Here is a 24,766-nt window from a genome sequence, read left to right on the forward strand (position 1 = left end):
TGCGGGGCTCGCAAGATCGGCTCACTCCTCGCGCTCACGGTCACCGCCGTCCGAGCCGGGTGCGCCGGGGCCGACGCCACGCGCCGGTGCCGGCCTCGATGAACCGGGTCAGCAGCCGGGCGTCGTAGCCGACCCGCAGGAGCTGGTCGCGGATCCGCTCGGGCAGGTGCCGGGGGACCGCCCGGCCGTCCGGCCCCGGCCCGAAGACCGTCGTGGTGGTGATCCGGTTGGCCTCGCCGACCCCGATCACCTCCTCGACGTGCGAGACGAAGCGGTGCTTGCGGCCGCCGATCGCGGTCTCGTCCTCGACGGTGACGTAGACGATCAGGTCGAGCGCGTTGCCCGCCATCCGACGGGCCTGGTCGACCGTCATCTCCCGGCCGTGCGACAGCGCCAGCTCGATGATCCGTTCGCTCACCCCCGCCGGGGTACGCGCGTGGATGGTGCACATCGATCCGCGGCTGGTGGTCATCGCCTGGAGCATCGGCACGATCTCGCGGGACCGGACCTCGCCGACGATGATCCGCAGCACGCCCATCCGCAGCGAGACCGGGATCAGGTCGGCGATGCTCACCTCACCGGCCGGCCGGCCGTCCATGCCGCGTTCGCCGTGCCCCTCGCGGGCCTCGAAGCTCATCACCGCCCGGTGCTTGTGCCCCCGGCGGGCCGGCAGCAGCTCCCGGCTCTCCTCCAACAGCACGTACGGCTCGTCCGCCGGGATCTCGTCCATCAGCGCCCGGATGACCGTGGTCTTGCCCGCCCCGGCCAGCCCCGCGACCATGATGTTCAGCCCGGCCCGCATGGACGCGCGCAGGAAGTCGCGCAGCAGCGGGTCGAGCATCTCGTCCAGGTCGGGCCGGCCACCGGCGATGTCCTCCAGGCTCACCGCGAGGGTGTTGTGCTTGCGGATCACCGCGTACGGGCGGTGGCTGACCAGGAACACCGCGGCGAGCCGGCTGCCGTCGGGCAGTTGCAGGTCGAGCGTCGGCTTCGACGTGGACAGGGACCGTTCCGTGGCCCCCGCCCGGCGGGCCGCCGCCTGGAGGATCTCCACCAGTTCGTCGTCGCTGTCGGCGATCGGCTCGGACCAGTCCACCCCGCCGCCGTGCCGGGTGATGCGTACCTGGTCGCAGCCGAGGATGTGCACCTCCTCGATGGTCTCGTCGACCAGCAGCGTCTGCAGCCGGCCCAGGCCCACCAGCTCGGCGGTCACCTGGTCGAGCAGCAGCCGTTCCTCGTCGGCGGCCATCGGCGTGCCGGACCGGCGCACCGAGTCGGCGTACGCGGAGACCACCGCGACGGCCAGCCGCGCCCGCTCCACCTCCTCGGCGTCGGCGTCGAACTCCCGGCCGCGCTGCCAGAGGGTGAACCGTTCGCTCAGCTCCCGGCGCAGTTCGCGGACCACGGCGAAGTCCACCCTGGGGCGGGATGGCGGCGGGGGCGCCGGCGGCGCGACCGGCGCCACGGATGAACCCGGCGGGTGGTGCCGCCCGTTCGGCGGGGCCAGCGGCGGCACGGTCGAGGTGGCGCCGGGCTGCTGCCCGCGCGGGTCGTGGGAGACCGGCTCAAACCGCACCGGACACCCCCGGCGCGGTCGGCGCGGTCACCGCCGCCGGCGGCGGCGTCGCGCCCGGCCAGGCCAGCCGCGCCCGCCGCCGGTCCAGCAGCGCCCGGACCGGCACCTCCAGGGCGCCGGCCGCGCGCATCAGCGGCCGGCCGGAGCGTACGGTGCCGCCGAGGCTGAGCACCGCCGCGGTACGCGGGTCATGCGGCAGCCGGGCGATCACCGGCACTCGCAGCGCCTTGCTGATCTCGCTGGCACCGTGCCCGTCGCCGACCACCAGCAGCCGCAGTGTGCCCGGCGGTACCCGGTGCTCGGTGAAGTCCCGTTCGATGGCCCGGACCATCGACCGGGTGGCCGACAGGTCGGGCAGGTGCGCGTGGGTGACCAGCAGCACCACCGTGGCGGCGCGCAGCACCGGCCACGGTGGACCGGCGACCTGGAGCCGGCCGCAGTCAACCAGCACGTCGTACGGGGGGACGCCCCGTTCCAGGCTGGCGAAGAAGTCGGCGAACCGCTGCCAGAGCGGGGTCACGCTGCCGGCCTGGGCCGGGTCGACCACGCCCGGCAGCAGCAGCCGCTCCCGCCTCGGCGCGTCCAGGTCGACCAGTTGCGACCAGAATGCGGTGTCCAGGTTGCCGTCGCGCAACTCCCCGACCGCCAGTTCGCCGATGCCGCGGGGACCGTCGAGCGCACCGCCCAGATAACCGGCGAGGATCGAGCCGCCCGCCGGGTCGCACTCGGCCAGCACCAGCCGCCGGTGCCAGGTCAGCGCGGCCGCCAAAGCGGACGTGGTGACGCCGGGCGAGCCCTTCGCCGAGACCAGGGCGATGATCGCCATCAGGCCGCCTCGGTGAGTACGAGCGCGATCCGGTCGTCCGCCGCCAGCGCCACCACCGCCGGCACGTCGCGTACGGCCAGGGCCAGGTAGACGACCATCTCGTCACTCTCCGGGGCGGCGGTGTCGATCACCGTGGCCTCGAACCGGGTGCCGCCGCCGCGCGCCCCGCCATCCGCGTTCGCGTTGGTGTCCGGGGTGCTGATCAGCAGGACCTTGTCGCCGGGGTGGAGCGTACGGGCCGGCACCCGGCTCGGCTTGAGCCCGAGCGCGATCTGCTGCTGCCCGGGCCCGAGCAGGGGGGCGTCGGTGAGCTGGGACTCGGTCAGCAGGGTGCCCGGGGTCAGCCGCACCGCCGCCCGTAGTTCCAGCACCTCCTTGAGTCGCCGGCTCGGCACCGGCTGGAGCCCCTGGCCGCCGGAGACCCGTACCGTGACCAGGTCGTCGGCGCTGAGCTGCCGACCCACCTCGACCGGGCGGGCCACCGCCAGGTAGCTGCCGGTGGAGCGGACCGAGGTGACCGCGAAGGCCGCGCCCAGCCCGCCGAGGGCGATCAGCAGCACCGCCAGGCCGAGCAGGCCGGGGCGTATCCGCCGTTGCCGGACCACCCGGGGCGGCGCCACCGGCGCCTCCATCGGAGTCCCGTTCCGCGTCGCCACACTCACTGCGCCATCTCCGTTCGCGGCTGCGGGGCTCGCAGGCCCGGCTCGCTCCTCGCGCTCACCGTGTTGTCTTTCGTTCGCGGCTGTGGGGCTCGCAGGCCCGGCTCGCTCCTCGCGCTCACCGTGTCACCACCTGAAGCTCGTTGATCTGCACCGGGACCGTGCCGCTGGCCCGGCTCTGCGCGATGTCGCCGCTCTGGCCCCCGCCGGTCCAGTGCACGGTCCAGAACGTGGTGGCGCTGACCTGGTAGGTGCCGGCCCGGGCATAGCCCCTGTCGTAGCCGCAGTCGGGGGAGGTCCGCCCGGCGCGCGGGCCGTTCGCCGCGTACGGGGTGCCGGGCCGGGTGCAGGTGACCTTCGTGCCGTCGCCCATGGTCCAGACGATCCGGGTCACCCGGGCGGTGATCCGGACCGTCAGCCCCCGGTCCGAGGCAGAGGCCCGCAGTGGCCCGAAGTACGACGTTCCGGTGCTGGCCCACATCCAGACCGGCAGGCCGACCAGGCCCGGTCCCTTGCTGCGCCGGGGGGCGACCGCGATCCGGGGCGGGAGCAGCGTGATCGAGGCGAGGGCGCGGCGGGCCAGTTCCTCCGGGTCGGGCGGCGCGCCGTAACCGGGCGGCGGGGCGTCCAGCAGGACCTCGCTCCGGGCGCCCAGGTCCCCGCCGTTGCAGGTCCGCAGGTACCACTGCTTGCCGTCCGGCGCCTCCGGCTGCGGCTCCTCCAGCTTGTAGTAGCAGCCGTCGCCGTTGTTGAACCAGCCCAGCAGCTTGTCGTAGCAGGGGATCGTCCGGCCGTTCCACTGGCACTTGCCGCCACCGCCGGAGCCGCTACCACCACCGGTGTTGCCCCCGCCGCCCGGCCCGCCCGGCCCGCCAGGGTCGTCGTCCCAGACGTTGCAGTCGTACTGGTCCGGCGTGCAGTCCCCGCCGGGGCCGGCGCCCCGGGCGGGCGCGCCGGTCAGGGTGAGCAGCAGCGCCAGGCCGGCGGCGAGCAGCAGCCGGCGAGGCGTCCCGGCCCGGGTCGGGCGGGCCGGGACACCCCTTCCTCCCCAGGTCAGCACGGCTGGTCCTGATGTGCGGCGCCAGCTTTGATCAACCACCGGCCGTCCGGGTAGCGGGCCGCGGTGGCGGTCGCCAGGTAGCGCCCGCCGCGGGTGCCGGGCACCACCCGGCGGTCCTTGGCGTAGACGAGTTGGTAGCCGGTGGCGTCCAGGCAGTCCTGGATCTCCACGATCGGCGGGTGGGCGGCCAGGTCGACCGATACGACGGTGGGATCGGACACGAGCCGTCCGGTACGCATCGCGCCATGCTCCTTCGCCTCACGAATTGCCACTCGTACCCGAGTCAGTAGCGGATCCGCCAGGAACCGGGTCAGTTCGGGATGGCCGGGATCGCTTCGCGCGCTCGCCACCCGGGATGCCGCTAGATATCCGGAATAGGCGGCGAGTGCCGCTTTCCCGGCCGCCTGTTTGTCGACCGTGGAATGGGCGGCCGGTGCGGCGTTGGAGCCGCCCAGTGGGCGGGTGGCCGCCTCCGGCTCGGCGCCGCAGCCGGCGCTCGCCGCCAGTACGGCCAGGCTGAACAGGCAGATTTTCCATCGGTGGGAATGCCGTGTGCGCAACACCGCGCCCTCCTCGGTGCCAACCCGGAGCGGCTGCGGAACCGTGCTCCGGGCATGCGGAAGCGCGCCCGGATGTGGTCACCCGAGACCGGACTGGCTACCGCTGCATTTACCTGTGCGGATCTTCAGCTAATTCGAAACGTGATGTCTCCGGTCGGCCTCCGACGCCAATTGATCGGGGGTTGCGTCGTACCCAAGGGGCGAGCATAGGCTGACGCCCGCCGATGCAACAGAGGCAATTCAATCGAACACGCTCAGTGATGATGGGTGGTGGTGGCGGGTGGCTGTCCGCATGCTGACCGACGAGCGGGCGTCGGCCGGGTCGGTGGCAGGAGTGCGCTCACCCTGTCAAGTGGCCCGGGGTGCCGGCCGGGGCTCGCCGGGTGGAGGAATGGGTGGCAACGCCACCTCTGGTCCGATCCGTCCCGTCGGCGTCGGCGTCGATCAGACCCGGTCGACCGCCGGAGGTCGACCCGCCGGACCGGTCGGCCGGAGCGCCGTTTTCCGCGCCATCCGCCACGCGCCGACACGGTCAGAATTACTCTCCGTGTTCCTGAGTGGAACGGTCAGCGACCGCGCCGGGGAGTCGACATGACCACCGAGCGGCTCCGGGCCGCACCGAAGGCGGCCCCCGCCCGCCGTCCGGGGATACGCCTGCTGGCCGTTCTGGGGGTCGTACCGCCGATGCGGCTGGCCGTCGCCCGGTACGCCGTACCCCCGGAATCGGCCGACCGGGCCGGGTGCGACGGCTGCGGCACGCCGATCGGCCTGGACCGGCCGCTGCCGGCGCTCGGACCGGCGGCCCGCTGCCCGGTGTGCCGGGCCCGGGTCGGCGCGGCGCCCGGCACGGTCGAGCTGGCGCTGGTCGCGGCGGTGGCGGCGCTCGCGCTGACCGGCGGCCCGGCCGGCGTACGGCTGGCGGTGGCCTGGTGGCTCGCCTGGGCGGTACCGCTCGCCCTGGTCGACGCCGCCGTGCACCGACTCCCCGACCGGCTCACCTACCCGGCGGCGGCCGGCGTCTGGGCGCTGCTCGGGGTGGCCGCGCTGGCCGGCGCCGGAGCGGGGCCCTGGCTGCGCGCCATCGTGGCCGGGCTCGCCCTCGGTGCCGGCTTCGCGGGGACCACCCTGCTGCTCGGCCGGCGCGGGTTCGGGCTCGGCGACGCCAAGCTGGCGCTCGGGGCCGGCGCGTTGCTCGGCTGGTACGGCTGGCCGGTGCTGGTGGTCGGGCTGGTGCTGGCCGTCACCCTGTCCGGGCTGATCGGGCTGGCGCTGCTGGCGGCCCGCCGGGTCCGCTGGTCCAGCCACCTGCCGTTCGGGCCGTTCCTCATCCTGGCGACCGCCCTGACCCTCCTCCTCACCACCTGACCCGTGCGGGTGCCGTCAGTGGGCCGGCGGCTCGGTGGCGTCGGACGGTCGGCGCTGGGCCGGTTGGCTGGGGTTGCCGGTCATCCGCTCGACGACCTCCTCCAGCGCCTCGAAGGCGTACGCCCAGTTGTGGCACTTGAAGCTGCGCAGCCCGTCGATCGGGGTACGACAGTCGGAGCAGTACACACCGGGGATCGCGGCCGGCACCTCGGTGTTGACGTACTTGCGGTCGCCGAGGATGACGCGGGCGATCATCGCCGGATCGTGCACCCCGTGCAGGGCGGAGGCGACGATGTCGTACCAGCTCACCCGCCGACCGCACTTGGGGCAGTCCGGCTCGTCGCCGCTGACCCAGAGCGGGGCGCCGATGCTGCGTGCCGGCATGTTCAGCAGCTTCTCCAGCCGGCGTACGTCGTGCTCGGGTGTGGTCCACTTGTGCCGGCCCGGCAGCGAGGCCGGCGAGTCGTAGACGGCCCGGAACACGACCGGGTCGACCTCCGTCGTCTCCCGTCCGCTGGTCATCAGGTACCTCCTCGCCGTCGGTGCGCCCCACCGTCGTACCAGGTGGACGGCGTCCACAGCCGGATCACGGACACGGCCGGTCGGCGGCGTGTCGCGTCTGGTCATCCTCCTCGTGCCTGACGCGACTGTCAGAACTCGATGTCAGGTCACGACGCGTACGCCGGGCCATCGCTCGGCGGGGCGGTGCCGGGCCAGTCGTTGCCGGGAGCGGTCGGGGCTGACCCGGGTGGGGTTTCGTCGCCACACGCCGTCGAGGAGGTCGTCGAGGCCGTACGGGGCGCAGATGTCGATCCGGTCCTGCTCGCCGAGGCGGACCGCGACGGCGGTGGCGTACTCGGGCCAGGTGGCGACCGCCTCGGCGATGCCGCGCAGCGGCGGCACCTGGTCGCCGAACTTGGCGGGATACCAGGTGTGCACGGCGGCCTGGTTCTTGGCTTCCCAGGGCGGCTCCGGCCAGGCTTCCCGCAATCGAGCGGTGGCCCGGTCGTCGTTGTCCCGGCTCAGATCCAGCGGATCGAAGAACACGACGTCGACGTCGCGTACCGCCTGCGGGTCGAAGCCGTCGCCGTACCGCTGGCCCCAGACCAGATCACGCAGGACCCCGGCGCCGATCCACGCGTCCGGCAGCCCCGATTTCCGTACGACGTCGAGGGCGCTCACCAGCCATGGACTGGCTCGGACCAGGTCCCGCAACATCGCTTCGCGCACACCTCCACCCTAGGTTCCCGGCCGACGGCGCCACTTGAGACCGGACGGGCGGAGCGCACTCGGGCAGTGCCGAGGGTTGTGGACGTCATGGACGATCGCGCCGGCACGATCTACGAACAATGCCGCGTGCAGGATCCGCGCAGCACTGACCGTACGGTGCCGTAGTTGTCGGATGTCTACACCCCGCGCCCGCGTACCTCGTCGCTGGCGAAGGCGAGCCGGCGTGCGAGGTAGTCGCCGAGCGACGTGGCCTCCGGCACGTCCGGGTCGCCGGTACGGCCGGCGGGGGCGTATCGGGTGTGCCGCAGCTCCGCCACGAACTCGGACACCGGCGCGCCGGCGTGTAGCCCGGTGGTGATCGCGGTCGACAGGGCGTCGGTCAGTCCGGCCAGGGTGGAGCCGTGCTTGTCGACGCGCAGCTCGACGTGGGCGAGCAGGTCAGCCGCGGCGGCCGTGACGAGGCGACCGGGGATGCCGTCCAGGACGAACTCGGTCGTGGTGCCCGCCGTCTGACGAGGCGCCGGAATCCGGGTTCGTCCAAGTTCCGCCATCGTCGGATGCTCCTTCACGTCCGCGCCTCGCCCGGTCTTGGCGAGGACCTCGACACGGTAGGCAGCCGGACGGGTCGACGCCAGCGCGACACGGCATCCATTCGCACAGGTGAACGAACGTGAGGTCAGGGAGACGAGCGGCAGCCCGGGGAGGCGCCTGCGGGGCGTGCCGCACCTGCTCGGCCGAGCCCGGTGCGGAAAGGCCGGATGTCGCGACGCACTCGCGGCCCGCGTCGGCCGGCCGTTGCTGTGTGGTCGTGTGCCGTACACCCGGCGTTCATGTTCGGTTCTGACGGAGTTCAAAGGCTGTTCCGAGGTTCGGCTGCTTTTGTCTTGTTCGCTCCCTGCCGTTACGAGATGGGCTTCGAGTATGCGATTGACCTTCCGACGCCGTGCCGTGCCGCCGGATCGCACCGCCGAAACCGTACCCCCGGACCCCGACCATCCGCCGTCGTCAACCGAAGGGAGTCGGGAACGCGGTGACGACGGCGGTCATGCGCTGCGGAGACCGAGCAAGCTGCACGCGTTCAACCGCTACGAGATCAAGTACCTGATGCCCAGTACCGCGGTGTCGGCGCTGCGTACGGAACTCGCCGGACGCCTCGACTTCGACAGGAACGGCGTCAGCGGCAGTTACGGCGTCTGGAGTGTCTATTACGACACCCGCGATCTGAGATTCTACTGGGAAAAGATCGAGGGGTTGAAGTTCCGCCGCAAGCTGCGGATACGCCATTACGGCGACCGCTCCTCAGTCGACGACGACACCCCCGTGTACGTCGAGATCAAGCAGCGGGTCAACCGGGTCACCCAGAAGCGCCGGATTGCGCTGCCCTATCACCTGGCCCGGGATCTGTGCGATCGCCGAGTCATGGTCGAGCACGACCCGTCGCAACGGGCGTTTCTGGAAGAGGTATTGGAGCTGGCCTCCGGGCTGGACCTGCGCCCGGTCGCGATGACCGGCTACCAGCGCGAGGCGTTCATCGGACGCGACGCCGACGCCGGCCTGCGCGTCACCGTCGATCAGCGGATCCGCGGCCGGGACCGCGACTTCCACCTCGGCGCGGACGCCGAGAACCGGCTCATCGTCCCGGCCCGGCTCGCCGTGATGGAGTTCAAGGCCAACGAACGCGTCCCGTACTGGCTCACCGATCTCGCCGCCGAACTCAACATGTCGGTCGTGCGCATCTCCAAGTACTGCCAGGGCGTCGAGGCATTCGGCCGCGCGCCCCGATCGATCTTCCACGTTCCCGACGACCACCCCGCCGGTGCCCCGGTACCGGCTTTCTCCGAAAGGGAGGCCTGACCCATGCCGTTCGAAGTCCAGGATTTGTCCGGCACGTTCAGCGTCGGTGACATCGCCATCGCGCTGTCACTGTCGTTCGTGCTCAGCGCGATGATCGGCTGGGTCTACCGGTTCACCCACCGCAACGTTTCGTACAGCCAGTCCTATGTGCAGACCCTCGTCATCCTGGGCATGCTCATCGCACTGATCATGCTGGTGGTCGGGTCGAACATCGCCCGCGCCTTCGCCCTGGTGGGCGCGTTGTCGGTGGTGCGGTTCCGTAACGCCATCAAGGAGACCCGCGACGTCGGGTTCATCTTTCTCGTCATGGGCATCGGCATGGCCGCCGGTACCAGGTTCTACACCCTCGCGGTCGTCGCCGCCGTCGCGATCAGCCTGATCATCATGGTGATGTACCGATTCAACTGGTTCGCCGCCAGCATCCAGCGGCAGGTCGTCAAGGTCCAGGTCCCGCCGGACGGCAACTACACCGAACACATCCAGGACGTGCTCATCGCGCACACCAGCGAGTTCGAGCTCGTCAGCATCGAGTCGATCCGCGGCGGCACCCTGACCGAGATGATGTACACCGTCCGGCTCAAGAAGGGCCACGAGCCCGGCCAGTTGGTCGCCGCGCTCGGTGAGCGCACCGGCGGCCAGCGGGTCACGGTACTGACCGGCTACGACCAGACGGACCTGTGATGCCACCAGCCAGTTCGCTGCGGCGCAGACTGCTGCACCGTGTTCCATTGCGGGTGCGCCACTACTGGAAGCTGCTGGTCACCTGCGGGGTGTTCCTCGTCGTCTGCTCGGTGCTGTTCAGCACCGTCCGGGTCGCGCCGCTGGTCACCAGCGCCAGCGACGGCCACGCCGACCGGGTCACCCAGAACATCACCGGAGCCGTCGAACTCTTCGACGCGAGCGTGGCGCACCGCATCACCATCACCTTCCGCGACAGCGACTACCAGCGGCTGCTCGACGAGTTCTGGCAGGATGGCGAGAAGGGCTTCCTCGAAGCGGACCTCGCCATCGACGGCACCGACGTTCCCAGCGTCGGTATCCGCCTGAAAGGCAACTCCACCCTGGCCGGACTCACCCGCAACGGCCAAGCCCGGTCCGGCGGATTCGGCCAGGGCCGCCCCCCGGGTGCCGGCCAGGCACCGCCGAACGGCAACGGCCCCGTCGGCGGCTTCCCGGGCCGTGGCGCTCCGGACGCCGCCGAACCAGGCGCACCGGGAGGCAACCCGCCGGGCGGGGGCGCCCAACGCGGTGATGCGCCGGGCGGCGGCGGACCGGCCAGCGGGTTCGGCCGGGCCTCGCTCAAGGCCGAAGAGCCCGAAACGCTGCCGTGGCTGATCCGCTTCGACGAGTTCGTCGACGGCCGCCGATACCAGGGCCACCGCGAGGTCGCCGTGCGGGTCGCCGGCATGGGTGGCGGCGCCACGGTACTCAACGAGGCCGTGTCGCTCAACGTGCTGGCCGCAGCCGGGCTGACCGCCCAGCGTTACACGTACGCCAGCTTCACCGTCAACGACCGCCCCACCACCGCCCGGCTCGTCGTCGAGCACCCCGACGAAGGCTTCGCTGACACGCTGGGCGGCTCCGGCGTCCTCTACAAGAGCCTCGCCACCAGCCAGTTCACCGACCAGGGCGATGACCCCACCAGCTACGCCGACGACTTCAAACAGATCACCATGAAGGGCAGCCAGGACCTCCAGCCTGTCATCAACCTCATCAGGTGGGTCAACACCAGCAGCGACGCCGACTTCGACCGCCACCTCGCCGATCGCGTCGACGTGCCGGCCTTCGCCCGTTACCTGGCCGCGCAGAACCTGCTGCTCAACTTCGACGACATGGCCGGCCCTGGCCGCAACTACTACCTCTGGTACGACCTGAGCGCGAAGAAATTCACCGTCGTCGGCTGGGACTACAACCTCACCTTTGCCGGAAGCGCCACTCAAGGCCCCCACGACACAACCATCATGGGCGGCCCTTTCCCTCAGAACGGTCAGGCACCACCGCAGGGCTTGCAACCACCGGCCGGCATGCAACTACCCGACGGCATGCAACTGCCCGACGGGATGCAACCACCCGACCGCATGCAGCGGCCCGGTGGTGACACCGCCGGTGGGCAGGGCAGGCCAGGAGGCTTCGGCGGGATGGGCGGCAACAAGCTCAAGGAGCGTTTCCTGGCCAGCGCCGCGTTCAAGACGGTGTACGAGGACGCCTACCGCGATCTGTACGGCAGGTTCTACGCCAGCGCCACGGCCCTGAACACCCTCGACAGCATCACCAAGATGCTGTCCACGGTGGACGGTTACGACCAGACGAAAACCGCTGCCGACGTCGAACAACTGCGAACCCTCATCCGGCAACGTACCGAACATCTCGCCACCAACAGCGTCATCACCAGCACGTAAACCGTACGCAGGCGACGAGGTTCCCAGACACTGCGGCCGGCGGTGTGAAATGGTTCGTGCACCGCCGGCCGCAGCCCGTGAAACCGGCACCAGTCGATCGCCGACACCGGTTCACCTGCCAAGCGAACTACATCCGCGAGCAGGTCGAACGCCAATAGGCCCCGGATGTACCCGACGGCAAGCGGGGCCAGAATCGGGTCCACGACAAGTGGATCAAGAGGCGCGGGCAAGCCACGGCCGGCCCGGTGTCGACGCGCTCCCCGACGTGGGGGAGTACGCCGGTTACCGGCCGCGCCGACCGGTGTAGGAGTGGGCCGCCAGGGACTCGAACCCTGAACCTATGGATTAAAAGTCCACAGCTCTGCCATTGAGCTAGCGGCCCGCCGAGGCAAGGCTACCCGAGCCCGTGCCGGCTCGGCGCACGGCTTTCCCGGTGCACCTCGACCACCGACCCGGCGTACCGCCGGCCCGCCCGACAGGGGCAGGCCGGCGGCCAGGCTCCGGGGTCAGCGGCGGCGGCCGGAGGCGCCGGACGTGATCGAGACGCCGATCGCGGCGAAGCCGACCTGTAGGGCCAACTCGATCCAGTCGATGCCACGGGTGTCGGCGACGCCGAGGACGCTGGCGACGAGGGTGCCGAGCAGCGCGGCGACTATGCCGATGAGCAGGGTGAGCCAGATCGAGATGTTCTGCTTGCCGGGCACGACCAGCCGGCCCAACGCGCCGATGATCAGACCGATGATGATCGCGGTGAAGATGCCGGTGACTTCCACGAGCCGTCCCTTCCCAGGCCAGTTATCTCCTTCCAGCGTTGCCCAGGCGCGCAAGCGGGCCAAACCCCTACCGTCGCCGATGTCACCCACTTGCGTTGGGTGACGAGCCCTGATCGGGCGGGGTTGGTGCCCGCCGCAACGGGTACGGCACCTGCCATGCGCATCGTGATCGTGGGGGCCACCGGAAACGTGGGCACGGCCGTGTTGCGCCGGCTGCGGCGGGAGTCGGGGGCGGAACTGGTCGGGGTGGCCCGCCGGCTGCCCGCAGCGGACGCGGGTGAGCCGTACGACCGGGTGGCGTGGCACTCCTGCGATGTCGGCGGTCCGGGGGCGGCCGAGCGGTTGGCCGCGATCTTCGCCGGGGCGCGGGCGGTGGTGCACCTGGCCTGGCAGATCCAGCCCAGCCACGACCGGCGCACCCAGCGCCGGACCAACGTCGGCGGCAGCCGGGCGGTGCTCGACGCGGCCGTCCGGGCCGGCGTACCCGCACTGGTGTACGCCTCGTCGGTCGGCGCGTACGCGCCCGGGCCGAAGGACCATCCGGTCAGCGAGCGCTGGCCGGCGACCGGGGTGGCCGGGTCGTCGTACAGCCAGGACAAGGCGGAGGTGGAGGCGTTGCTCGACACGGTCGAGCGGGAGCATCCGGAGCTGCGGGTGGTCCGGCTTCGGCCGGGGCTGATCTTCCAGCGCGACGCGGGTACCGAGATCAGCCGCTACTTCCTCGGCCCCCTGGTGCCGGTGCGGTTGCTCCGGTACGGCCGCATCCCGCTCGTACCCGCGAACCGCCGCCTCCGGTTGCAGGCGGTGCACGCCGACGACGTCGCCGACGCGTACGCGAAGGTGGTTCTGGGTGAGGCGCGTGGTGCCTTCAACGTGGCCGCGGACCCGGTGCTCTCCCCGGAGCTGGTGGCCCGGCACTTCCACGGCTGGACGGTGCCGGTGGCCGCCCCGGTGCTGCGCGCGGCGGCGGCGTTGACCTGGGCGGCGCGGCTGCAACCGGTCGACGTCGGCTGGGTCGATCTGGCGCTGAACGCGCCGCTGATGTCCAGTGGGCGCGCCGAGACCGAGCTGGGCTGGACCCCGGGGGTCGACTCGGTCAGCGCGCTCCGGGAACTCCTCGCCGGCATGGCCGCGCTCACCGGCACCGCCTCCCCGCCGCTGTCGGCGGATCCCAGGCTTCCCGGCCGTCCCGCCGCGCTGCTCCGATCCGGCCTCCCCGGTCGGGGCGATCCCTACTGACCGCCGCCCTCCTGTGTTGATCAAGGGGTTTCCGCCCGAGCCGATCGTCCTGGAGACGCAAACCCTAGATCAAAGCCGACCCGGCGCGGGGCGGCGAGGTCAGGTCAGGGTGGAGGCGGTCACCGTGGGTGGGCGGGCGCCGAGGAAGAAGATGCCGGGAAAGCCCCGGGTCTCGAAGCCCTGGCTGGGGTTGCGGCGCAGGGTCGAGCGCTCGATCCGCAGGGTGCCGGTCCGGTTGTTGCTGACGAAGAAGATCGCCCCGCCGCCCTCGTTGGCGCGGTTGCCCTCGATGACGCTGCCGGCGATCCGGACGGTGAACTCGTTGCCGTCGCAGTAGATCGCGCCGCCGCTGCCGCCGCCGGAGGTGCCGCCCCGGGCCGGGTTGGCGCCCGTGCCGACCGCCCGGTTGTCGCGGAAGACGCTGTTCAGCACGGTCCAGGAGACGCCGATGCTGCTCGTCGCCGCGCCGTTGGCGCAGACCCCGCCGGTGAAGGTGCTGCTCACCACGTACACGGGCTTGTTCTCGTACTGGCTGAGCACCCGGAGGGCGGCTCCGCCCAGGTCCGGCCCGGTCCGGTCGCAACGGTTGTCGACGAAGCGCGAGTTGACCACCTTGAACCGGCCGCCCCGTACGAAGATCGCGCCGCCACCGCCGCCCTCGGTGCGGTCGCCCGTCGAGTTGCCGTCGGCGAAGGTCAGGTTCTGCACGGTGAGCTGCGGGTGGTCCTGGTTCTGGCAGTGCGAGGTGGTCCAACCCTGGGCCTGGTCGCAGGTGTTCATGTAGAGGATCCGGCGCTGGCCGCCGCCGCTCAGGGTGACCTTGCCGCCGCCGTCCAGCACGATCCGCGGCCCGTGCGAGTTGACCACCTTCGCGGTGGCCTTCATCCGGATGGTCACCGGCGCCGGGCCGCAGTCGAAGGTGATGATCCCGCCCGCCGCGACGGCCTTCACCACCGCCTCGGAGGTGCAGCTCGCCGCGGTCCCGGTGCCGACCGTACGGGTCGGGTGCGAGGTGTCCACGGCCCGCGCCTCGGCCGGCACGGCGGCACCGCCGGTCGGGTTGCCGGCCCGGAACGGGGACGCCGACGGTGTGGCGCTCGGCTGCGCGACGCCGAGACCGGCCCGCGCGGCCGGGCCGGCCGTCGGGGTGACCACCGGGGCGGCGGCGGGTCCGGTGGCGCCGACCGGTGCGGCGCGGGAGCCGACCGGGTCGGCCGAGCCGCAGGCGGGCAGCGTGGCGGCACCCACCGCGAGAATGAACAGGACGACGAGCGACTTCAGACGCACCGCCCGATGCTAGGAGCCGCCGGCTCCCCCGCACGACCTCCCGCCGCATCCTTAACCCGCCGCTAAGTCGCCGCCTCGGGGCGACGAGGGGGCGGTTCGCCGAAAGTGCTGCTCCCGGGTGCCCGGAGCCCGCAGTTTCGGCGAAACTGCGGGGCATCGACCCCGGGGCGCGGGAGCGGGCACCGACCCTGGGGCGCGGGCGGCGCGGGGGCGGGCGTGGTGCGGGTCAGAAGTCGGCGAAGAGGTAGGGGAGCGCGCGGGGGAAGAGGCGGCGTAGTTCGGTGGCGGCGTCCGCCGGGACCTCGCCGAGCCCCCGGATGGCGACCTCCGCCGGGTCCAGCACCCCGTACGCCAGGCCGGAGAGCCCGGCGGCGGTGAGCGTCGCGGTCGGGACGGTGCCCGCGCCGGCGGAGTCGCCGGGCAGCACCTCCAGCCGGCCGGTGGCGCCGTCGAGCAGGTGGGTGCCGGCGAGCCACCGGTCACCGACCAGCTCGACGTTGACCCGGCCGGCCCCGGCCGGCAGCCCGGCGAGCGCGTCCAGGCTGAGCAGCCGGGCCATCGGGGCGGGCGACCCGGGCCGGGACACCCGCGCCTCGACGTGCACCGCGAGGTCGGTCAGCCACAGCTCGGGCAGCTCGTCGGCGGGCAGGTGGACGCGGATCCGATCCACCTGGTCGACGTGGCGGGCGAAGAACTGGAGCAGCGCCGCCCGGGCGTACGGGTCGCCGGCGAGCAGGTCGTCGGCGATCAGCTCGCCGCCGTGGTCGTCGATGCGGTAGGTGACCGCGCCGACGGTCTCGCCGTCGCGTACGGCGGTGAGCAGCCAACGGTCGTCCCGGTCGCGCAGCCCGACCGCCCGGAAGTCGGGGAAGACCGCGAACCCGTGCCGCTCGTGCAGGCAGCGTTCGGTGTACGCGCGCCACGTCTCGTAGCCGGCGCCGATCCGTTTCCAGACCACCTCGCCGGGTAGCTCGGCGCGGAGCAGCGGGGCCAGGTCGGCCGGGGAGAAGACGGCGGTACGCCGGCGGGGCAGCCCGACATAGCCGAAGCGCTCGTAGAACGAGGCGCGGAACGGGTAGAGCGCGGTCAGCGTATGCCCCTCGGCCCGCATCTCGTCGAGGAGCTGGTGCAGCAGCGCCCGGACGTGGCCGCGCCGGCGGGCCAGCGGGTGGGTCGCCACCCCGGCCACGCCGGCCATCGGCAGGACGCGACCACGTAGGTTCTGCCGCATCGGGACCGCCGAGACGGCGGCTGCCGTGACCCCGTCCTCCTCCACGACCAGCGTCCGGTTGCCCGCGTTGTACGGCAGGTACTCGCGGAACTGGTCGATCCGGGACGCGACCATCGGCGACGCCTCGAACGCGTACGCCTGGAGCGGGAAGCTGTGGGTGAGGCGTTCCTCGGCGGCCAACCGGCGGATGATCATCTGCCCATCCCAACCCGGCGGGGCGAGCGGCGCAACCGGAATGGCCGGTCAGGTCACCGGCAGGTGCCGTACGTGCCGACGCCGGCGCAGCCGGGCGGTGGACACCCCAGCCACCGCGAGGACCAGCACGGCGGTCACCGCCACCGCGTGCAGCAGCCCCCGGGCCAGGTAGCCGTCGTCGGTGTGGTCGACCGCCCAGGTGGCGATCTCCCGGCTCGACCAGAACGGGGTGAGCCGGGCGCCCGAACCGGCCGGGTCGATCAGCATCTGCACCGCCACCACGGTGAGCAGCAGCAGGGTTCCCTCCAGCTCGCGCGGCAGCACCGCGCCGATCAGCATGCCAAACGGCGCGGCCACGGCGACGGCGCAGAGCATCGCCGCCGCCACCCCGCCGTACCGGAGGTCGGAGCCGTCGACGGCGACGAGCGCGAAGAAGGGTACGGCGATGGCGACGCCCAGCGCCCAGAGGCCGAGCATCCGCCCGAGGTAGAGGTGGTGCGGCCGGTAGCCGGCGAGGCGCAGCCGGGGCTCCAACTCGCGGGCCGCCCCGGTGGCGAAGAGCGCCGCGGTGCTCACCGCCCAGCTGATCCCGAGCAGCAACGCGCGTACGGACTGCCCGATGTAGGAGCCGCGCCGGATGAGGTAGAAGGCGAGCGGCATGAGCAGGAGCAGCAGGAGTACGCCCCGGCGGCGGATCAGCTCCCGCAGGGTCATCTCGGCGACGGTCATCAGCCGGTTCACGGACGGCCTCCCGGTGTGGCGGGGGTGAGGTCGAGGACCAGGTCGACCCGGTCGAGTTGGTTGAGCAGGTGGGTCACCACGACGATCGCCCGGCCCTCGTCCCGCAACCGTAGGAGCTGGTCCCAGAAGTTGACGTAGGTGCCCCGGTCGAAGCCCTGGTAGGGCTCGTCCAGCAGCAGCACGTCCGGCTCGGTCAGGGTGGACAGGGTGAGGTTGAGCTTCTGCCGGGTGCCGCCGGAGAGTCGCCGGGCGAGCACCGCCTGGTCGGACTCCCAGCCGAGTTGGCGGGCCGCGACCCGCCCGGCTCGGCGCGCGGTGGCCCGGCCCATGCCCCGGCCGGCCCCGACCAGCACGAAGTGCTCGTCCGGCAGGAGGAAGTCGTCGGTGCCGCCCTGCTGCGGGCAGTAGCCCAACCGGCCGGACACGGTCACCTGCCCGCCGTCCGGGGACTCCACGCCGGCGCAGATCCGCAGGAAGGTGCTCTTGCCGCAGCCGTTGGCCCCGACGATCGCCGCGATCTGTCCGGCCCGGACGGTCAGCCCGGCGTCGTGCAGCACGGTCCGCCGGCCGTAGCGCTTGGTGATGCCCTCAGCGTGCAGCCGGACCGGCCCGGGGCGGGGCGCCGGGCGGGTGCCGACGCTCTCGGCGATCGCGGCGGCGTACCGGTCCGGCGTGCCGAACACCGTCCACGGGTCGCCGCCGCCGTCCCGCAGGTGGGTGGCGGCCTCGGCGACCACGTGCCGGACGTCCTCGGTCGCCACCCGGCGCCGGTGCAGCTCGGCCCCGAACGCGTGCAGCCACTGGTCGGCGTTCACCCGTCGACTCCTCCCGTCACGATGGCGGTCACCGGCGTCACGAACGCCACCCAGTCGTGCCCGCCCCGGCTCAGGGCGGCGCGTCCGTGGTCGGTGATCCGGTAGTACTTGCGGGCCGGGCCGCTGGCTCCCTCGTGCCACTGCGCGGTGACCAGGCCGGCGCGTTGCAGCCGCAGCAGCACCGGGTAGAGGGTGCCGCCCTGGATCGGGCCGATGCCGGCCGCGTCGAGCGACTGGGCCAGCTCGTAGCCGTACGACTCGCGGTCGCGCAACAGGCCGAGGACGCAGAGGTCGAGCACTCCGCGTAACCACTGACCCCGCCGCTCGATCTCCACGGCCGGAAGAGTAGCGGCACTATCTAGATGGCACAACTATCTAGTCGGGCGGAGGCCGCCCGTGCTGCGACGGGCGGCCGGTTCAGGCGGCGGTGACGTCGGACACCACGACGGTGACGTTGTCCGGCGCGCCGGCCTGGTGGGCGAGCTTGACCAGCTGCTCGCCGCACTGCTGCCGATCGGGGTACGCCGCGAGCGTCGTGGCGATGGGGGGATCCTCCACGTAGTCGGACAGGCCGTCGCTGCACAGCAGCAGCCGGTCGCCGGGGACGAGGGTGAGCACCCCGATGGCCGGGGGCGTGTCCGAGCCCTGCACGGCGCGGGTGACCAGGGAGCGCTGCGGGTGGTGCCGCGCCTGGTCGGGGGAGAGCGCGCCCTGGTCGACCAGCGCCTGCACGAAGGTGTCGTCCCGGGTGAGCTGGGTCAGCTCGCCGTCGCGCAGCAGGTAGCAGCGGGAGTCGCCGACCTGGGCGAGGACCAGGGTGTCGCCGGCGAGCAGGCCGGCGGTCAGCGTCGTACCCATGCCGTCGCGGGCCGGGTCCACCGTGATGGCCGCCCGGATGCGCTGGTTGGCGGTGCTCACCACGGCGCGCAGCGCGTCGGCGGCCTCGTCGGGGACGTTCGGCGGGGTCAGCTCGTCGAGGATCCGGATGACGATCTCGCTCGCCACCTCGCCGGCGGGCAGCCCGCCCATCCCGTCGGCCACCGCCACCAGGCGGTCACCGGCGAGAGCGGAGTCCTCGTTGTTGGTCCGGACGAGGCCGACGTCGTTGCGGATGGACGAGCGGAGGATCAGCGTCATGGGTCAAGCTTGCCAAGAACACCCGCTCCGCGTCTCTACCGAGGTGCCGGGTCCGCTGAAAGAACTGCTGCCGTCTTTCATCCCGCGGACCTTTCGTCCACAGTGGCCGGTGTCGACCGGGCCCGGCGACGCGGGTACCGCAGCAGCAGGCTGGCGTGCACCTCCTCGTCGCCGACCGCGGCGTAGCTGTGCGGCACGTCGGAGGTCCAGCGCAGGTGGCCGCCGGCCGCGGCGGTCAGCGGGGCGTCCACCGGCCCGGCCCGCAGTACGCCGGCGAAGACGGTTATGTGCTCGGTCACCCCGGGTTGGTGCGCGGGGGAGAGCTGGCCGGGCCCGGGGATGACCCGCATCCGGTAGAGCTCGTAGGTCGCGTCAGCCTCGGTGAAGACCTCCAACAGGGTGGCGCTGACCGCCGCGCCGCTGACCGTGGGCGTCGCCGCCGCTTCGGAGAGCACGGCGGTGAGCGGTACGCCGAGCTGCGCGGTGACCGCGTACAGGGTTTCCAGGGTCGGGTTGCGGGTGCCGTTCTCCAGCCCGGAGAGGGTGGCCTTCCCGATGCCCGCGAGCCGGGCCAGCGTGGAGAGGGACATGCCGCGTTCCTCGCGGAGGGCGCGGACCTGGCGTCCGACCGCCCCGGCGCCCGTGTCGGGCGTCCGGTCCCGGTCTGGTGGAGCTGCTGCCATCCGGCTATGGTGCTACACCGTGCCGTTCCGTAAACGGAACGACACCGCCGCCGGAGCGGCGGCGTGGAGGGCAACCCACGGGAGGATGGCGTGACCGGTCGGCTCCAACCCGTGCTGGCCGGGGTCGTGACGGCCCTCGTCGGCTTCGCCAGCTCGTTCACGGTAGTGCTCGCCGGGCTGCGGGCCGTGGGTGCCGACCAGGCACAGGCGGCCTCCGGCCTGCTCGCGCTCTGTGTCGCCACCGGCTGCTGTGCGGTCTGGCTGGGGCTGCGCCACCGGCTGCCGCTGGCGATCGCCTGGTCCACCCCGGGCGCGGCCCTGCTGGTCGCCACCGGCCCCGTGCCCGGCGGCTGGCCGGCGGCCGTCGGCGCGTTCCTGCTCACCGGCCTGCTGATCGCCGCCGCCGGACTGATCCCGGCGCTCGGCCGGGCGGTCGCCGCGATCCCCGGCCCGATCGCCAGCGCCATGCTCGCCGGGGTGCTGCTGCCACTGTGCACCGCGCCGGTCCGGGCCCTGGTCGAGGTGCCCCGGCTGGCCGGGCCGGTGGTGCTCGCCTGGCTGGTGCTGCACCGGTTCGCCCGTCGCTGGGCGGTGCCGGGCGCGCTGGCCGTGGCGGCGGTGGCGATCGCGCTGACCACGTCCGGGCCGGTCCGGGCGCACCTCGCCCCGACCGTCGCGCTGACCGCGCCGACCTGGACACTGCCCGCGGTGGTCGGGCTCGCGCTGCCGCTGTTCCTGGTCACCATGGCCGCGCAGAACGTGCCCGGGACGGCCGTCCTCGCCGGCTACGGCTACCGGGCCCCGCTGGGCTCCGCGCTCCGGGTGACCGGGCTCGCCACCGCGCTCGGCGCCCCGGCCGGCGGGCACGCGGTGAACCTGGCCGCGATCACCGCCGCCCTGGCTGCCGGCCCGGACGCCCACCCCGATCCGGACCGGCGCTGGATCGCCTCGGTGACCGCCGGGATCGGCATGGCGCTGCTCGGGCTGGGCGCCGGCGTGGCGACCGCCCTGGTGCTGCTCTCGCCGCCGGTCCTGGTCGAGGCGGTGGCCGGGCTCGCGCTGCTCGGCGCGCTGGCCGGCGCGGTCTCGGCGGCCGTCGCCGAGCCGGACGCCCGCGAGGCGGCGGTGGTCACCTTCGTGGTCACCGCCTCCGGGGTGAGCCTGCTCGGGGTGGGCGGCGCGTTCTGGGGTCTCGTCGCCGGCTGGCTGATGCTTCTGCTCTTCCGTCACCGGAAAACCGACCGGCCGACACCGCCCGCGGCGGACGGGTCGACACCGCCGGTGGCGGACCGTCCGGCGTCCGGGCCGGTCACCGCGACGCGGGCCGGCTGATCAGGGCGTCGCCTGGGCCTCGGCGTTCCGGCCGGCGATACGCCCGGTCACTCCGCCGCGGGCAGCTCCGCGGCCGGCACGTCGAGGCGTACGCCCTGGTCGGTGACGGCGGCGATCTGGTCGGCCGGTACGTAGACCGCGCCGGTCCGGGCCAGTTCGGTGGAGACCTTCAGGTAGCCGGTGCGCAGCAGCCGGGCGGCCAGGTCGGCGGGGACGTCCGGTTCGTCGACCGCCGCCGACTCGATCAGCTCGTCCAGGCTGCCGCCCGGGTCGACCCCGGCGGGCGCCTGTACGGTCACCGCGTTCGGGTCGCCGCGCTGGACGAGATCCACGGTGCCGACCTCGACGCCGGCCGAGTCGAGCACCCGGGTGCCGGTGGTGACCCGGGAGATGGTCTTCTGCTGCTGGCTCATGCAGGCGCGGTTCCCGGGTCGGCCCGGCGCTAAACAGGCCGGCCCGGCGCTAGACGGGCGGGGTCCAGCCGCTCGGCGGGCGGGGTGAGAGTTCGCGCCAGGTGTCCGGTCCCTCCATCAGCGCCCGGATCGTGTCCTCCGCCTCCTCCACGCTGTCGTACTCGTAGAACCGGGAGATTCCCTCGGCGCCGCCGGCGCGCTGCTCGACGTGCCAGCGGTCGCCGTCCACCCGCAGGAAGACGTCCCGCCGGGCCAGCCGCCCCCATTTCCCGTTCCACCAGTGCCTGCGCTGCTCCATGACCGGGACTCTATCGAACATGTGTTCGACACACGTCGGCCCCCATGGGATTCCCACGGGGGCCGGGTGCAGGCGGTACGTCAGCGTGGGGCGGGCGGCTCCTGCCGGCGGCCCAGCACGTCGTCCAGCGCGCCCCGCTGGGCCGGCGTGGACTGGTTGCCGGCGAGCAGTGCGTCCCGGATCTCGGTGAGCAGCTTGATCTCCTCGCTGGGGGCCTTCGGCGGCGGCTCCTCGCCGCGCCTGCGCCGCTCGGCGAGCCTGTTCATCGGGTAGACGACGAGGAAGTAGAGCGCCGCCGCGGTGAGCAGGAAGGTGATCACCGCGTTGACGAAGGCGATCCAGTCGAACGAAATGCCCCGGAACTCGGGTGCGGTGCCCGCCAGCCCCTTGCTGCTGCCGGTGAGCAGCAGTACGAACACCCGGATCAGCGGATCCAGGAACGACTTGGTGAGCTGGGTGACCACGCCGGTGAACGCGGCGCCGATGACGACACCGACCGCCAGATCGACGACGTTGCCGCGCATGATGAAGTCTTTGAAGCCCTTGAGCATCCGCTCTCCCGTGCTGTCCGGTATCTCGACCGGGACAACCTATGCCCCGGAGGGGGGTTCCAGAAAAGCACCGGCCTCGATCGCCGCCCGCGCCGGATCGCCGTCCCGGATCGCCTCGACCAGCCGGCCGTGGTCGACGTACCGCTCGGGTTCCAGCGCGTCGCCCATCGCGTGGGCGACGGTGCTGCGCAGCGCGGCGCCGACCGACGCGTACAGCTCGGCCAGCATGCCGTTGTGCGCGGCGGCCACGACCGCGCTGTGCAGCGCGGCGTCCGCCTCGACGAACTCGTCCACCCGGCCGGACCGCCAGGCGACCTCCCGGGCGTCGAGCGCGGCGTCGAGCGCCGCCAGGTCCGCCGGGGTACGCCGCAGCGCGGCGAGCCGGGCCGCCTCCACCTCGAAGGCGCGGCGGACCTCGACCACCTCGGCCATCCGGTCGTCGGTGAGTCGGCGGGCCACCACCGGGGCCAGCTCGTCGGTCGACACCACGTACGTTCCGGAGCCCTGGCGGCACTCCAGCACCCCGGCGTGCACCAGCGCGCGGACCGCCTCCCGGACCGTGTTGCGCCCGACGCCGAGCGCGGCGACGAGCTGCGGCTCGGTGGGGATGCGCCCGCCCACCGGCCACTCGCCGCCGAGGATCCGGGCCCGGAGCTGTTCGATCGTCTGGCGTACCCGGTGGCCGCGCGGGGGCACGGCGACGGAGTCGAGGGCACGTGTCACGGGTTACAACTCCTCCCGAAATTCATCCCATGATTGTAGGTTGGAGGTCATGACCCCGCCAACCAGCTGCACCGACGCGCCCGCCGCCGACGGGAACACCCTGACCGCGGCGCCCGGCCCGGCCCCCACGGTGGCCGCGCCCGCGCGCCCGGTCACCCCGGCCACCGGCGGTGCGCTGGTGCTGGTCGGCATGCTGCTGGTCGCGCTCAACCTGCGCGCGGCGGTGACCAGTCTGGGTGCCCTGCTCGACGAGATCCGCACCGGGCTGGGCCTCTCGGGCACCATGGCCGGTCTCGTCACCACCCTGCCCACCATCGCCTTCGCCGGACTCGGCGCGCTCACCCCGGCGCTGGTCCGCCGCTGGCCGGCCGCCCGGGTGCTGGTGCTGGCGATGCTCGCCCTCGCCACCGGGCAGGTGCTCCGGGTGGTCACCGACTCGGCGACGGTCTTCGTGCTCACCAGCGCGCTCGCCCTGGCCGGCATCGCGATCGCGAACATCCTGCTGCCGATGCTGGTCAAGCAGCACTTCCCGCACCGCACCGGGCTGGTAACCGGGGCGTACACGATGTCGCTGACCATCGGTACGACGGTGGCCGCGGCCTCGGCGGTGCCGGTGGCGCACGCCTTCGGCTCCTGGCGGGCCGGGCTCGGCGTGTGGGCCGGGCTGGCCGCCGTGGCCGTACTCCCCTGGGTGCCGCTGGCGCTGCGCGCCCAGGCGGCGCGGCGGACGGCGAGCCCGGCGGTCGCCGCGGCCCCGACCCGGGTACGGCCGGCGCGGACCCGGCTCGGCTGGGCCATGGCCGTCTACTTCGGGGCACAGTCGCTCAGCGGGTACGCGATCATGGGCTGGCTGGCCCAGCTCTTCCGGGACGCCGGGTACGCGCCCGAGGCCGCCGGGCTGCTGCTCGCCGGGGTGACCGCGCTCGGCGTGCCGGTGGCGCTGGCGATGCCAACCCTGGCCGGTCGGCTGCCGACGCTGCGCCCGCTGGTGCTCTCGCTGACCGCCTTCTCCGCCGCCTCGTACCTCGGTCTGGCGGTCGCGCCGCACGGCCTCGCGCCGCTCTGGGTGCTGCTGCTGGCCCTCGGCCAGGGCGCGTTCCCGCTGATCCTGACCACCATCGGGCTGCGGGCCCGGACCGCCGACGGCACCGTCGCGCTGTCGGCGTTCGCGCAGAGCACCGGGTATCTCATCGCGGCGCTCGGTCCGCTGCTGGTCGGCATCCTCTACGAGGTGACCGGGGGCTGGACGGCACCGATCGGCTTCCTGCTGGCGGCTCTCGGCATGCAGACGGCGGCGGGTCTGGTGATCGCCCGCCCCCGCTACATCGAGGACGAGCACTGACGGACGACGGTCAGGACGAGGCCGGAGTCGGGTCGCCCGCGACCGCCTGCTCGACCGTCGGGTAGGTGTGCAGCACCTCGACGAGGCCGCTGACCTCCAGGATGCGGAGCACACCGCGTTGCGGGGCGGCCAGCCGGACCACGCCGCCGGCATCGTCGCAGCTGTTCTTGGCGCGGACGAACACCGACAGCCCGGTCGAGTCGCAGAACGACAGCTCCGCCAGGTCGAAGACGAGGCGGTTGCGCCCCTTGTCCAGCAGGTCCGTGATCTGGTCCTGAAGCTGCGGTGCCGTGGCCATGTCCAACTCGCCCGCGACCGACACGACGACGACGTCGCCGCGCTGTTCCGTGTGCACCGTAAGGGACATTCGCCGACCTCCCGTGTTCGGTGGAACGGTATCCCACAACGCGGGTGATACGCAGAACGAGAGCCGCCGCGGTGCCGCCGATCATTTTCTTGCCCTCTGACAAGGAGTGT

The 24,766-nt window shown here is 72.8% G+C and carries 29 protein-coding genes and 1 tRNA gene; 7 read left to right on the plus strand and 23 right to left on the minus strand.

Going from position 1 to position 24,766, the window contains the following annotated elements:
• Positions 1-40 precede the first annotated feature (40 nt).
• The 5 genes from GA0070621_RS24600 to GA0070621_RS24620 all read right to left on the minus strand — a co-directional run bounded on the left by GA0070621_RS24600 (position 41) and on the right by GA0070621_RS24620 (position 4,576).
• On the minus strand, positions 41-1,576 hold the full coding sequence (locus GA0070621_RS24600) for a CpaF family protein (protein WP_091200185.1): 1,536 nt from the start codon (positions 1,574-1,576) through the stop codon (positions 41-43).
• Positions 1,566-2,402 (minus strand): P-loop NTPase family protein, encoded by an 837-nt coding sequence (locus GA0070621_RS24605; RefSeq protein ID WP_091200187.1) that lies wholly within the window; start codon positions 2,400-2,402, stop codon positions 1,566-1,568. Before GA0070621_RS24605 ends, GA0070621_RS24600 begins: the two co-directional genes overlap by 11 nt.
• Positions 2,402-3,064, minus strand: a complete 663-nt coding sequence (locus GA0070621_RS24610) for an SAF domain-containing protein (protein WP_091200189.1) — start codon at positions 3,062-3,064, stop codon at positions 2,402-2,404. The genes GA0070621_RS24605 and GA0070621_RS24610 overlap by 1 nt, the downstream gene beginning before the upstream one ends.
• 115 nt (positions 3,065-3,179) lie before the next feature.
• Positions 3,180-4,121 (minus strand): hypothetical protein, encoded by a 942-nt coding sequence (locus GA0070621_RS24615; protein WP_091200191.1) that lies wholly within the window; start codon positions 4,119-4,121, stop codon positions 3,180-3,182.
• Positions 4,115-4,576 carry a hypothetical protein gene (locus GA0070621_RS24620; protein WP_407940361.1) on the minus strand — a complete coding sequence of 154 codons (462 nt, stop codon included), beginning with the start codon at positions 4,574-4,576 and terminating at the stop codon, positions 4,115-4,117. Before GA0070621_RS24620 ends, GA0070621_RS24615 begins: the two co-directional genes overlap by 7 nt.
• A gap of 696 nt (positions 4,577-5,272) precedes the next feature.
• Between GA0070621_RS24620 and GA0070621_RS24625 the strand changes: the two genes are divergently transcribed.
• The gene (locus GA0070621_RS24625; protein WP_091200193.1) at positions 5,273-6,046 is read left to right on the plus strand and encodes a prepilin peptidase; all 774 of its coding nucleotides are present in this window, start codon (positions 5,273-5,275) and stop codon (positions 6,044-6,046) included.
• Positions 6,047-6,061: 15 nt separating this feature from the next.
• Here the strand turns inward: GA0070621_RS24625 and GA0070621_RS24630 are convergent, their stop codons facing one another.
• The 3 genes from GA0070621_RS24630 to GA0070621_RS24640 form a co-directional block, all read right to left on the minus strand.
• On the minus strand, positions 6,062-6,568 hold the full coding sequence (locus tag GA0070621_RS24630; RefSeq protein ID WP_091200194.1) for a hypothetical protein: 507 nt from the start codon (positions 6,566-6,568) through the stop codon (positions 6,062-6,064).
• 141 nt (positions 6,569-6,709) lie between these two features.
• Entirely contained in the window at positions 6,710-7,276 is a 567-nt protein-coding gene (locus tag GA0070621_RS24635; RefSeq protein ID WP_091200196.1) for a nucleotidyltransferase family protein, read from the minus strand.
• 176 nt (positions 7,277-7,452) lie between these two features.
• Positions 7,453-7,845: a TSCPD domain-containing protein gene (locus tag GA0070621_RS24640; protein WP_091200198.1), complete on the minus strand. Its 393-nt coding sequence runs from the start codon at positions 7,843-7,845 to the stop codon at positions 7,453-7,455.
• Between the two features lie 352 nt (positions 7,846-8,197).
• On the opposite strand from GA0070621_RS24640, the gene GA0070621_RS24645 reads away from it, so the two are divergent.
• Positions 8,198-9,130, plus strand: coding sequence for a polyphosphate polymerase domain-containing protein (locus GA0070621_RS24645; protein ID WP_091200201.1), 933 nt, complete (start codon positions 8,198-8,200; stop codon positions 9,128-9,130).
• Between the two features lie 3 nt (positions 9,131-9,133).
• Positions 9,134-9,811 carry a DUF4956 domain-containing protein gene (locus tag GA0070621_RS24650; RefSeq protein ID WP_091200203.1) on the plus strand — a complete coding sequence of 226 codons (678 nt, stop codon included), beginning with the start codon at positions 9,134-9,136 and terminating at the stop codon, positions 9,809-9,811.
• A gap of 61 nt (positions 9,812-9,872) precedes the next feature.
• Here the strand turns inward: GA0070621_RS24650 and GA0070621_RS31005 are convergent, their stop codons facing one another.
• On the minus strand, positions 9,873-10,046 hold the full coding sequence (locus GA0070621_RS31005; RefSeq protein WP_167667299.1) for a hypothetical protein: 174 nt from the start codon (positions 10,044-10,046) through the stop codon (positions 9,873-9,875).
• Here GA0070621_RS31005 and GA0070621_RS31010 point away from each other — a divergent pair.
• Entirely contained in the window at positions 10,033-11,529 is a 1,497-nt protein-coding gene (locus GA0070621_RS31010; RefSeq protein WP_167667300.1) for a CotH kinase family protein, read from the plus strand. The two genes, GA0070621_RS31005 and GA0070621_RS31010, sit on opposite strands and share 14 nt — an antisense overlap.
• A 310-nt stretch (positions 11,530-11,839) precedes the next feature.
• Here the strand turns inward: GA0070621_RS31010 and GA0070621_RS24660 are convergent.
• Positions 11,840-11,911, minus strand: a tRNA-Lys gene (locus tag GA0070621_RS24660).
• A gap of 124 nt (positions 11,912-12,035) precedes the next feature.
• Positions 12,036-12,302: a GlsB/YeaQ/YmgE family stress response membrane protein gene (locus GA0070621_RS24665; RefSeq protein ID WP_091200207.1), complete on the minus strand. Its 267-nt coding sequence runs from the start codon at positions 12,300-12,302 to the stop codon at positions 12,036-12,038.
• Positions 12,303-12,458: 156 nt separating this feature from the next.
• On the opposite strand from GA0070621_RS24665, the gene GA0070621_RS24670 reads away from it, so the two are divergent.
• Positions 12,459-13,541, plus strand: coding sequence for an NAD-dependent epimerase/dehydratase family protein (locus GA0070621_RS24670; protein ID WP_091200209.1), 1,083 nt, complete (start codon positions 12,459-12,461; stop codon positions 13,539-13,541).
• Positions 13,542-13,640: 99 nt separating this feature from the next.
• Here GA0070621_RS24670 and GA0070621_RS24675 read toward each other — a convergent pair whose 3' ends face one another.
• The 7 genes from GA0070621_RS24675 to GA0070621_RS24705 all read right to left on the minus strand — a co-directional run bounded on the left by GA0070621_RS24675 (position 13,641) and on the right by GA0070621_RS24705 (position 19,630).
• Positions 13,641-14,828 carry a hypothetical protein gene (locus GA0070621_RS24675; protein ID WP_167667301.1) on the minus strand — a complete coding sequence of 396 codons (1,188 nt, stop codon included), beginning with the start codon at positions 14,826-14,828 and terminating at the stop codon, positions 13,641-13,643.
• Positions 14,829-15,054: 226 nt separating this feature from the next.
• Positions 15,055-16,254 (minus strand): GNAT family N-acetyltransferase, encoded by a 1,200-nt coding sequence (locus GA0070621_RS24680; RefSeq protein ID WP_091200211.1) that lies wholly within the window; start codon positions 16,252-16,254, stop codon positions 15,055-15,057.
• Positions 16,255-16,302: 48 nt separating this feature from the next.
• Positions 16,303-16,995 (minus strand): ABC transporter permease, encoded by a 693-nt coding sequence (locus GA0070621_RS24685; RefSeq protein WP_091200213.1) that lies wholly within the window; start codon positions 16,993-16,995, stop codon positions 16,303-16,305.
• Complete coding sequence (locus GA0070621_RS24690) at positions 16,992-17,810, minus strand: ATP-binding cassette domain-containing protein (protein WP_091200215.1); 819 nt, start codon at positions 17,808-17,810, stop codon at positions 16,992-16,994. The genes GA0070621_RS24685 and GA0070621_RS24690 overlap by 4 nt, the downstream gene beginning before the upstream one ends.
• On the minus strand, positions 17,807-18,145 hold the full coding sequence (locus GA0070621_RS24695) for a PadR family transcriptional regulator (RefSeq protein ID WP_091200216.1): 339 nt from the start codon (positions 18,143-18,145) through the stop codon (positions 17,807-17,809). Before GA0070621_RS24695 ends, GA0070621_RS24690 begins: the two co-directional genes overlap by 4 nt.
• A gap of 82 nt (positions 18,146-18,227) precedes the next feature.
• Positions 18,228-18,947, minus strand: a complete 720-nt coding sequence (locus GA0070621_RS24700; RefSeq protein ID WP_091200218.1) for a PP2C family protein-serine/threonine phosphatase — start codon at positions 18,945-18,947, stop codon at positions 18,228-18,230.
• Between the two features lie 77 nt (positions 18,948-19,024).
• Positions 19,025-19,630, minus strand: a complete 606-nt coding sequence (locus GA0070621_RS24705; RefSeq protein ID WP_091200220.1) for an XRE family transcriptional regulator — start codon at positions 19,628-19,630, stop codon at positions 19,025-19,027.
• 90 nt (positions 19,631-19,720) lie between these two features.
• Here GA0070621_RS24705 and GA0070621_RS24710 point away from each other — a divergent pair, with 90 nt between their 5' ends.
• The gene (locus tag GA0070621_RS24710; RefSeq protein ID WP_167667302.1) at positions 19,721-20,962 is read left to right on the plus strand and encodes a benzoate/H(+) symporter BenE family transporter; all 1,242 of its coding nucleotides are present in this window, start codon (positions 19,721-19,723) and stop codon (positions 20,960-20,962) included.
• Positions 20,963-21,009: 47 nt separating this feature from the next.
• Here GA0070621_RS24710 and GA0070621_RS24715 read toward each other — a convergent pair whose 3' ends face one another.
• The 4 genes from GA0070621_RS24715 to GA0070621_RS24730 all read right to left on the minus strand — a co-directional run bounded on the left by GA0070621_RS24715 (position 21,010) and on the right by GA0070621_RS24730 (position 22,947).
• Positions 21,010-21,375, minus strand: a complete 366-nt coding sequence (locus tag GA0070621_RS24715) for a hypothetical protein (RefSeq protein ID WP_091200222.1) — start codon at positions 21,373-21,375, stop codon at positions 21,010-21,012.
• A 49-nt stretch (positions 21,376-21,424) separates the two neighbouring features.
• Positions 21,425-21,673, minus strand: coding sequence for a hypothetical protein (locus GA0070621_RS24720; RefSeq protein WP_091200225.1), 249 nt, complete (start codon positions 21,671-21,673; stop codon positions 21,425-21,427).
• A gap of 80 nt (positions 21,674-21,753) precedes the next feature.
• Positions 21,754-22,224: a large conductance mechanosensitive channel protein MscL gene (gene mscL, locus GA0070621_RS24725; protein WP_091200226.1), complete on the minus strand. Its 471-nt coding sequence runs from the start codon at positions 22,222-22,224 to the stop codon at positions 21,754-21,756.
• Between the two features lie 39 nt (positions 22,225-22,263).
• Positions 22,264-22,947, minus strand: a complete 684-nt coding sequence (locus GA0070621_RS24730; protein WP_091200228.1) for a FadR/GntR family transcriptional regulator — start codon at positions 22,945-22,947, stop codon at positions 22,264-22,266.
• 49 nt (positions 22,948-22,996) lie between these two features.
• Here GA0070621_RS24730 and GA0070621_RS24735 point away from each other — a divergent pair, with 49 nt between their 5' ends.
• Complete coding sequence (locus GA0070621_RS24735) at positions 22,997-24,289, plus strand: MFS transporter (protein WP_091200229.1); 1,293 nt, start codon at positions 22,997-22,999, stop codon at positions 24,287-24,289.
• 10 nt (positions 24,290-24,299) lie between these two features.
• On the opposite strand, the gene GA0070621_RS24740 is transcribed toward GA0070621_RS24735, so the two are convergent.
• Positions 24,300-24,656, minus strand: a complete 357-nt coding sequence (locus GA0070621_RS24740; protein WP_091200231.1) for an STAS domain-containing protein — start codon at positions 24,654-24,656, stop codon at positions 24,300-24,302.
• Positions 24,657-24,766 lie beyond the last annotated feature (110 nt).

The organism is Micromonospora narathiwatensis (assembly GCF_900089605.1).
GTDB classification, from domain to species: Bacteria; Actinomycetota; Actinomycetes; order Mycobacteriales; family Micromonosporaceae; genus Micromonospora; species Micromonospora narathiwatensis.

Excerpts from the sequence above, each read along its gene's own strand:
- GA0070621_RS24605 (WP_091200187.1), bottom strand. The coding sequence starts at position 2,402 with ATGGCGATCATCGCCCTGGTCTCGGCGAAGGGCTCGCCCGGCGTCACC.
- GA0070621_RS24625 (WP_091200193.1), top strand. The coding sequence starts at position 5,273 with ATGACCACCGAGCGGCTCCGGGCCGCACCGAAGGCGGCCCCCGCCCGC.
- GA0070621_RS24630 (WP_091200194.1), bottom strand. The coding sequence starts at position 6,568 with ATGACCAGCGGACGGGAGACGACGGAGGTCGACCCGGTCGTGTTCCGG.
- GA0070621_RS24645 (WP_091200201.1), top strand. The coding sequence starts at position 8,198 with ATGCGATTGACCTTCCGACGCCGTGCCGTGCCGCCGGATCGCACCGCC.
- GA0070621_RS24650 (WP_091200203.1), top strand. The coding sequence starts at position 9,134 with ATGCCGTTCGAAGTCCAGGATTTGTCCGGCACGTTCAGCGTCGGTGAC.
- GA0070621_RS31005 (WP_167667299.1), bottom strand. The coding sequence starts at position 10,046 with ATGCGGTGCGCCACGCTCGCGTCGAAGAGTTCGACGGCTCCGGTGATG.
- GA0070621_RS24670 (WP_091200209.1), top strand. The coding sequence starts at position 12,459 with ATGCGCATCGTGATCGTGGGGGCCACCGGAAACGTGGGCACGGCCGTG.
- GA0070621_RS24680 (WP_091200211.1), bottom strand. The coding sequence starts at position 16,254 with ATGATCATCCGCCGGTTGGCCGCCGAGGAACGCCTCACCCACAGCTTC.
- GA0070621_RS24700 (WP_091200218.1), bottom strand. The coding sequence starts at position 18,947 with ATGACGCTGATCCTCCGCTCGTCCATCCGCAACGACGTCGGCCTCGTC.
- GA0070621_RS24705 (WP_091200220.1), bottom strand. The coding sequence starts at position 19,630 with ATGGCAGCAGCTCCACCAGACCGGGACCGGACGCCCGACACGGGCGCC.
- GA0070621_RS24715 (WP_091200222.1), bottom strand. The coding sequence starts at position 21,375 with ATGAGCCAGCAGCAGAAGACCATCTCCCGGGTCACCACCGGCACCCGG.
- GA0070621_RS24720 (WP_091200225.1), bottom strand. The coding sequence starts at position 21,673 with ATGGAGCAGCGCAGGCACTGGTGGAACGGGAAATGGGGGCGGCTGGCC.
- mscL (WP_091200226.1), bottom strand. The coding sequence starts at position 22,224 with ATGCTCAAGGGCTTCAAAGACTTCATCATGCGCGGCAACGTCGTCGAT.
- GA0070621_RS24735 (WP_091200229.1), top strand. The coding sequence starts at position 22,997 with ATGACCCCGCCAACCAGCTGCACCGACGCGCCCGCCGCCGACGGGAAC.
- GA0070621_RS24740 (WP_091200231.1), bottom strand. The coding sequence starts at position 24,656 with ATGTCCCTTACGGTGCACACGGAACAGCGCGGCGACGTCGTCGTCGTG.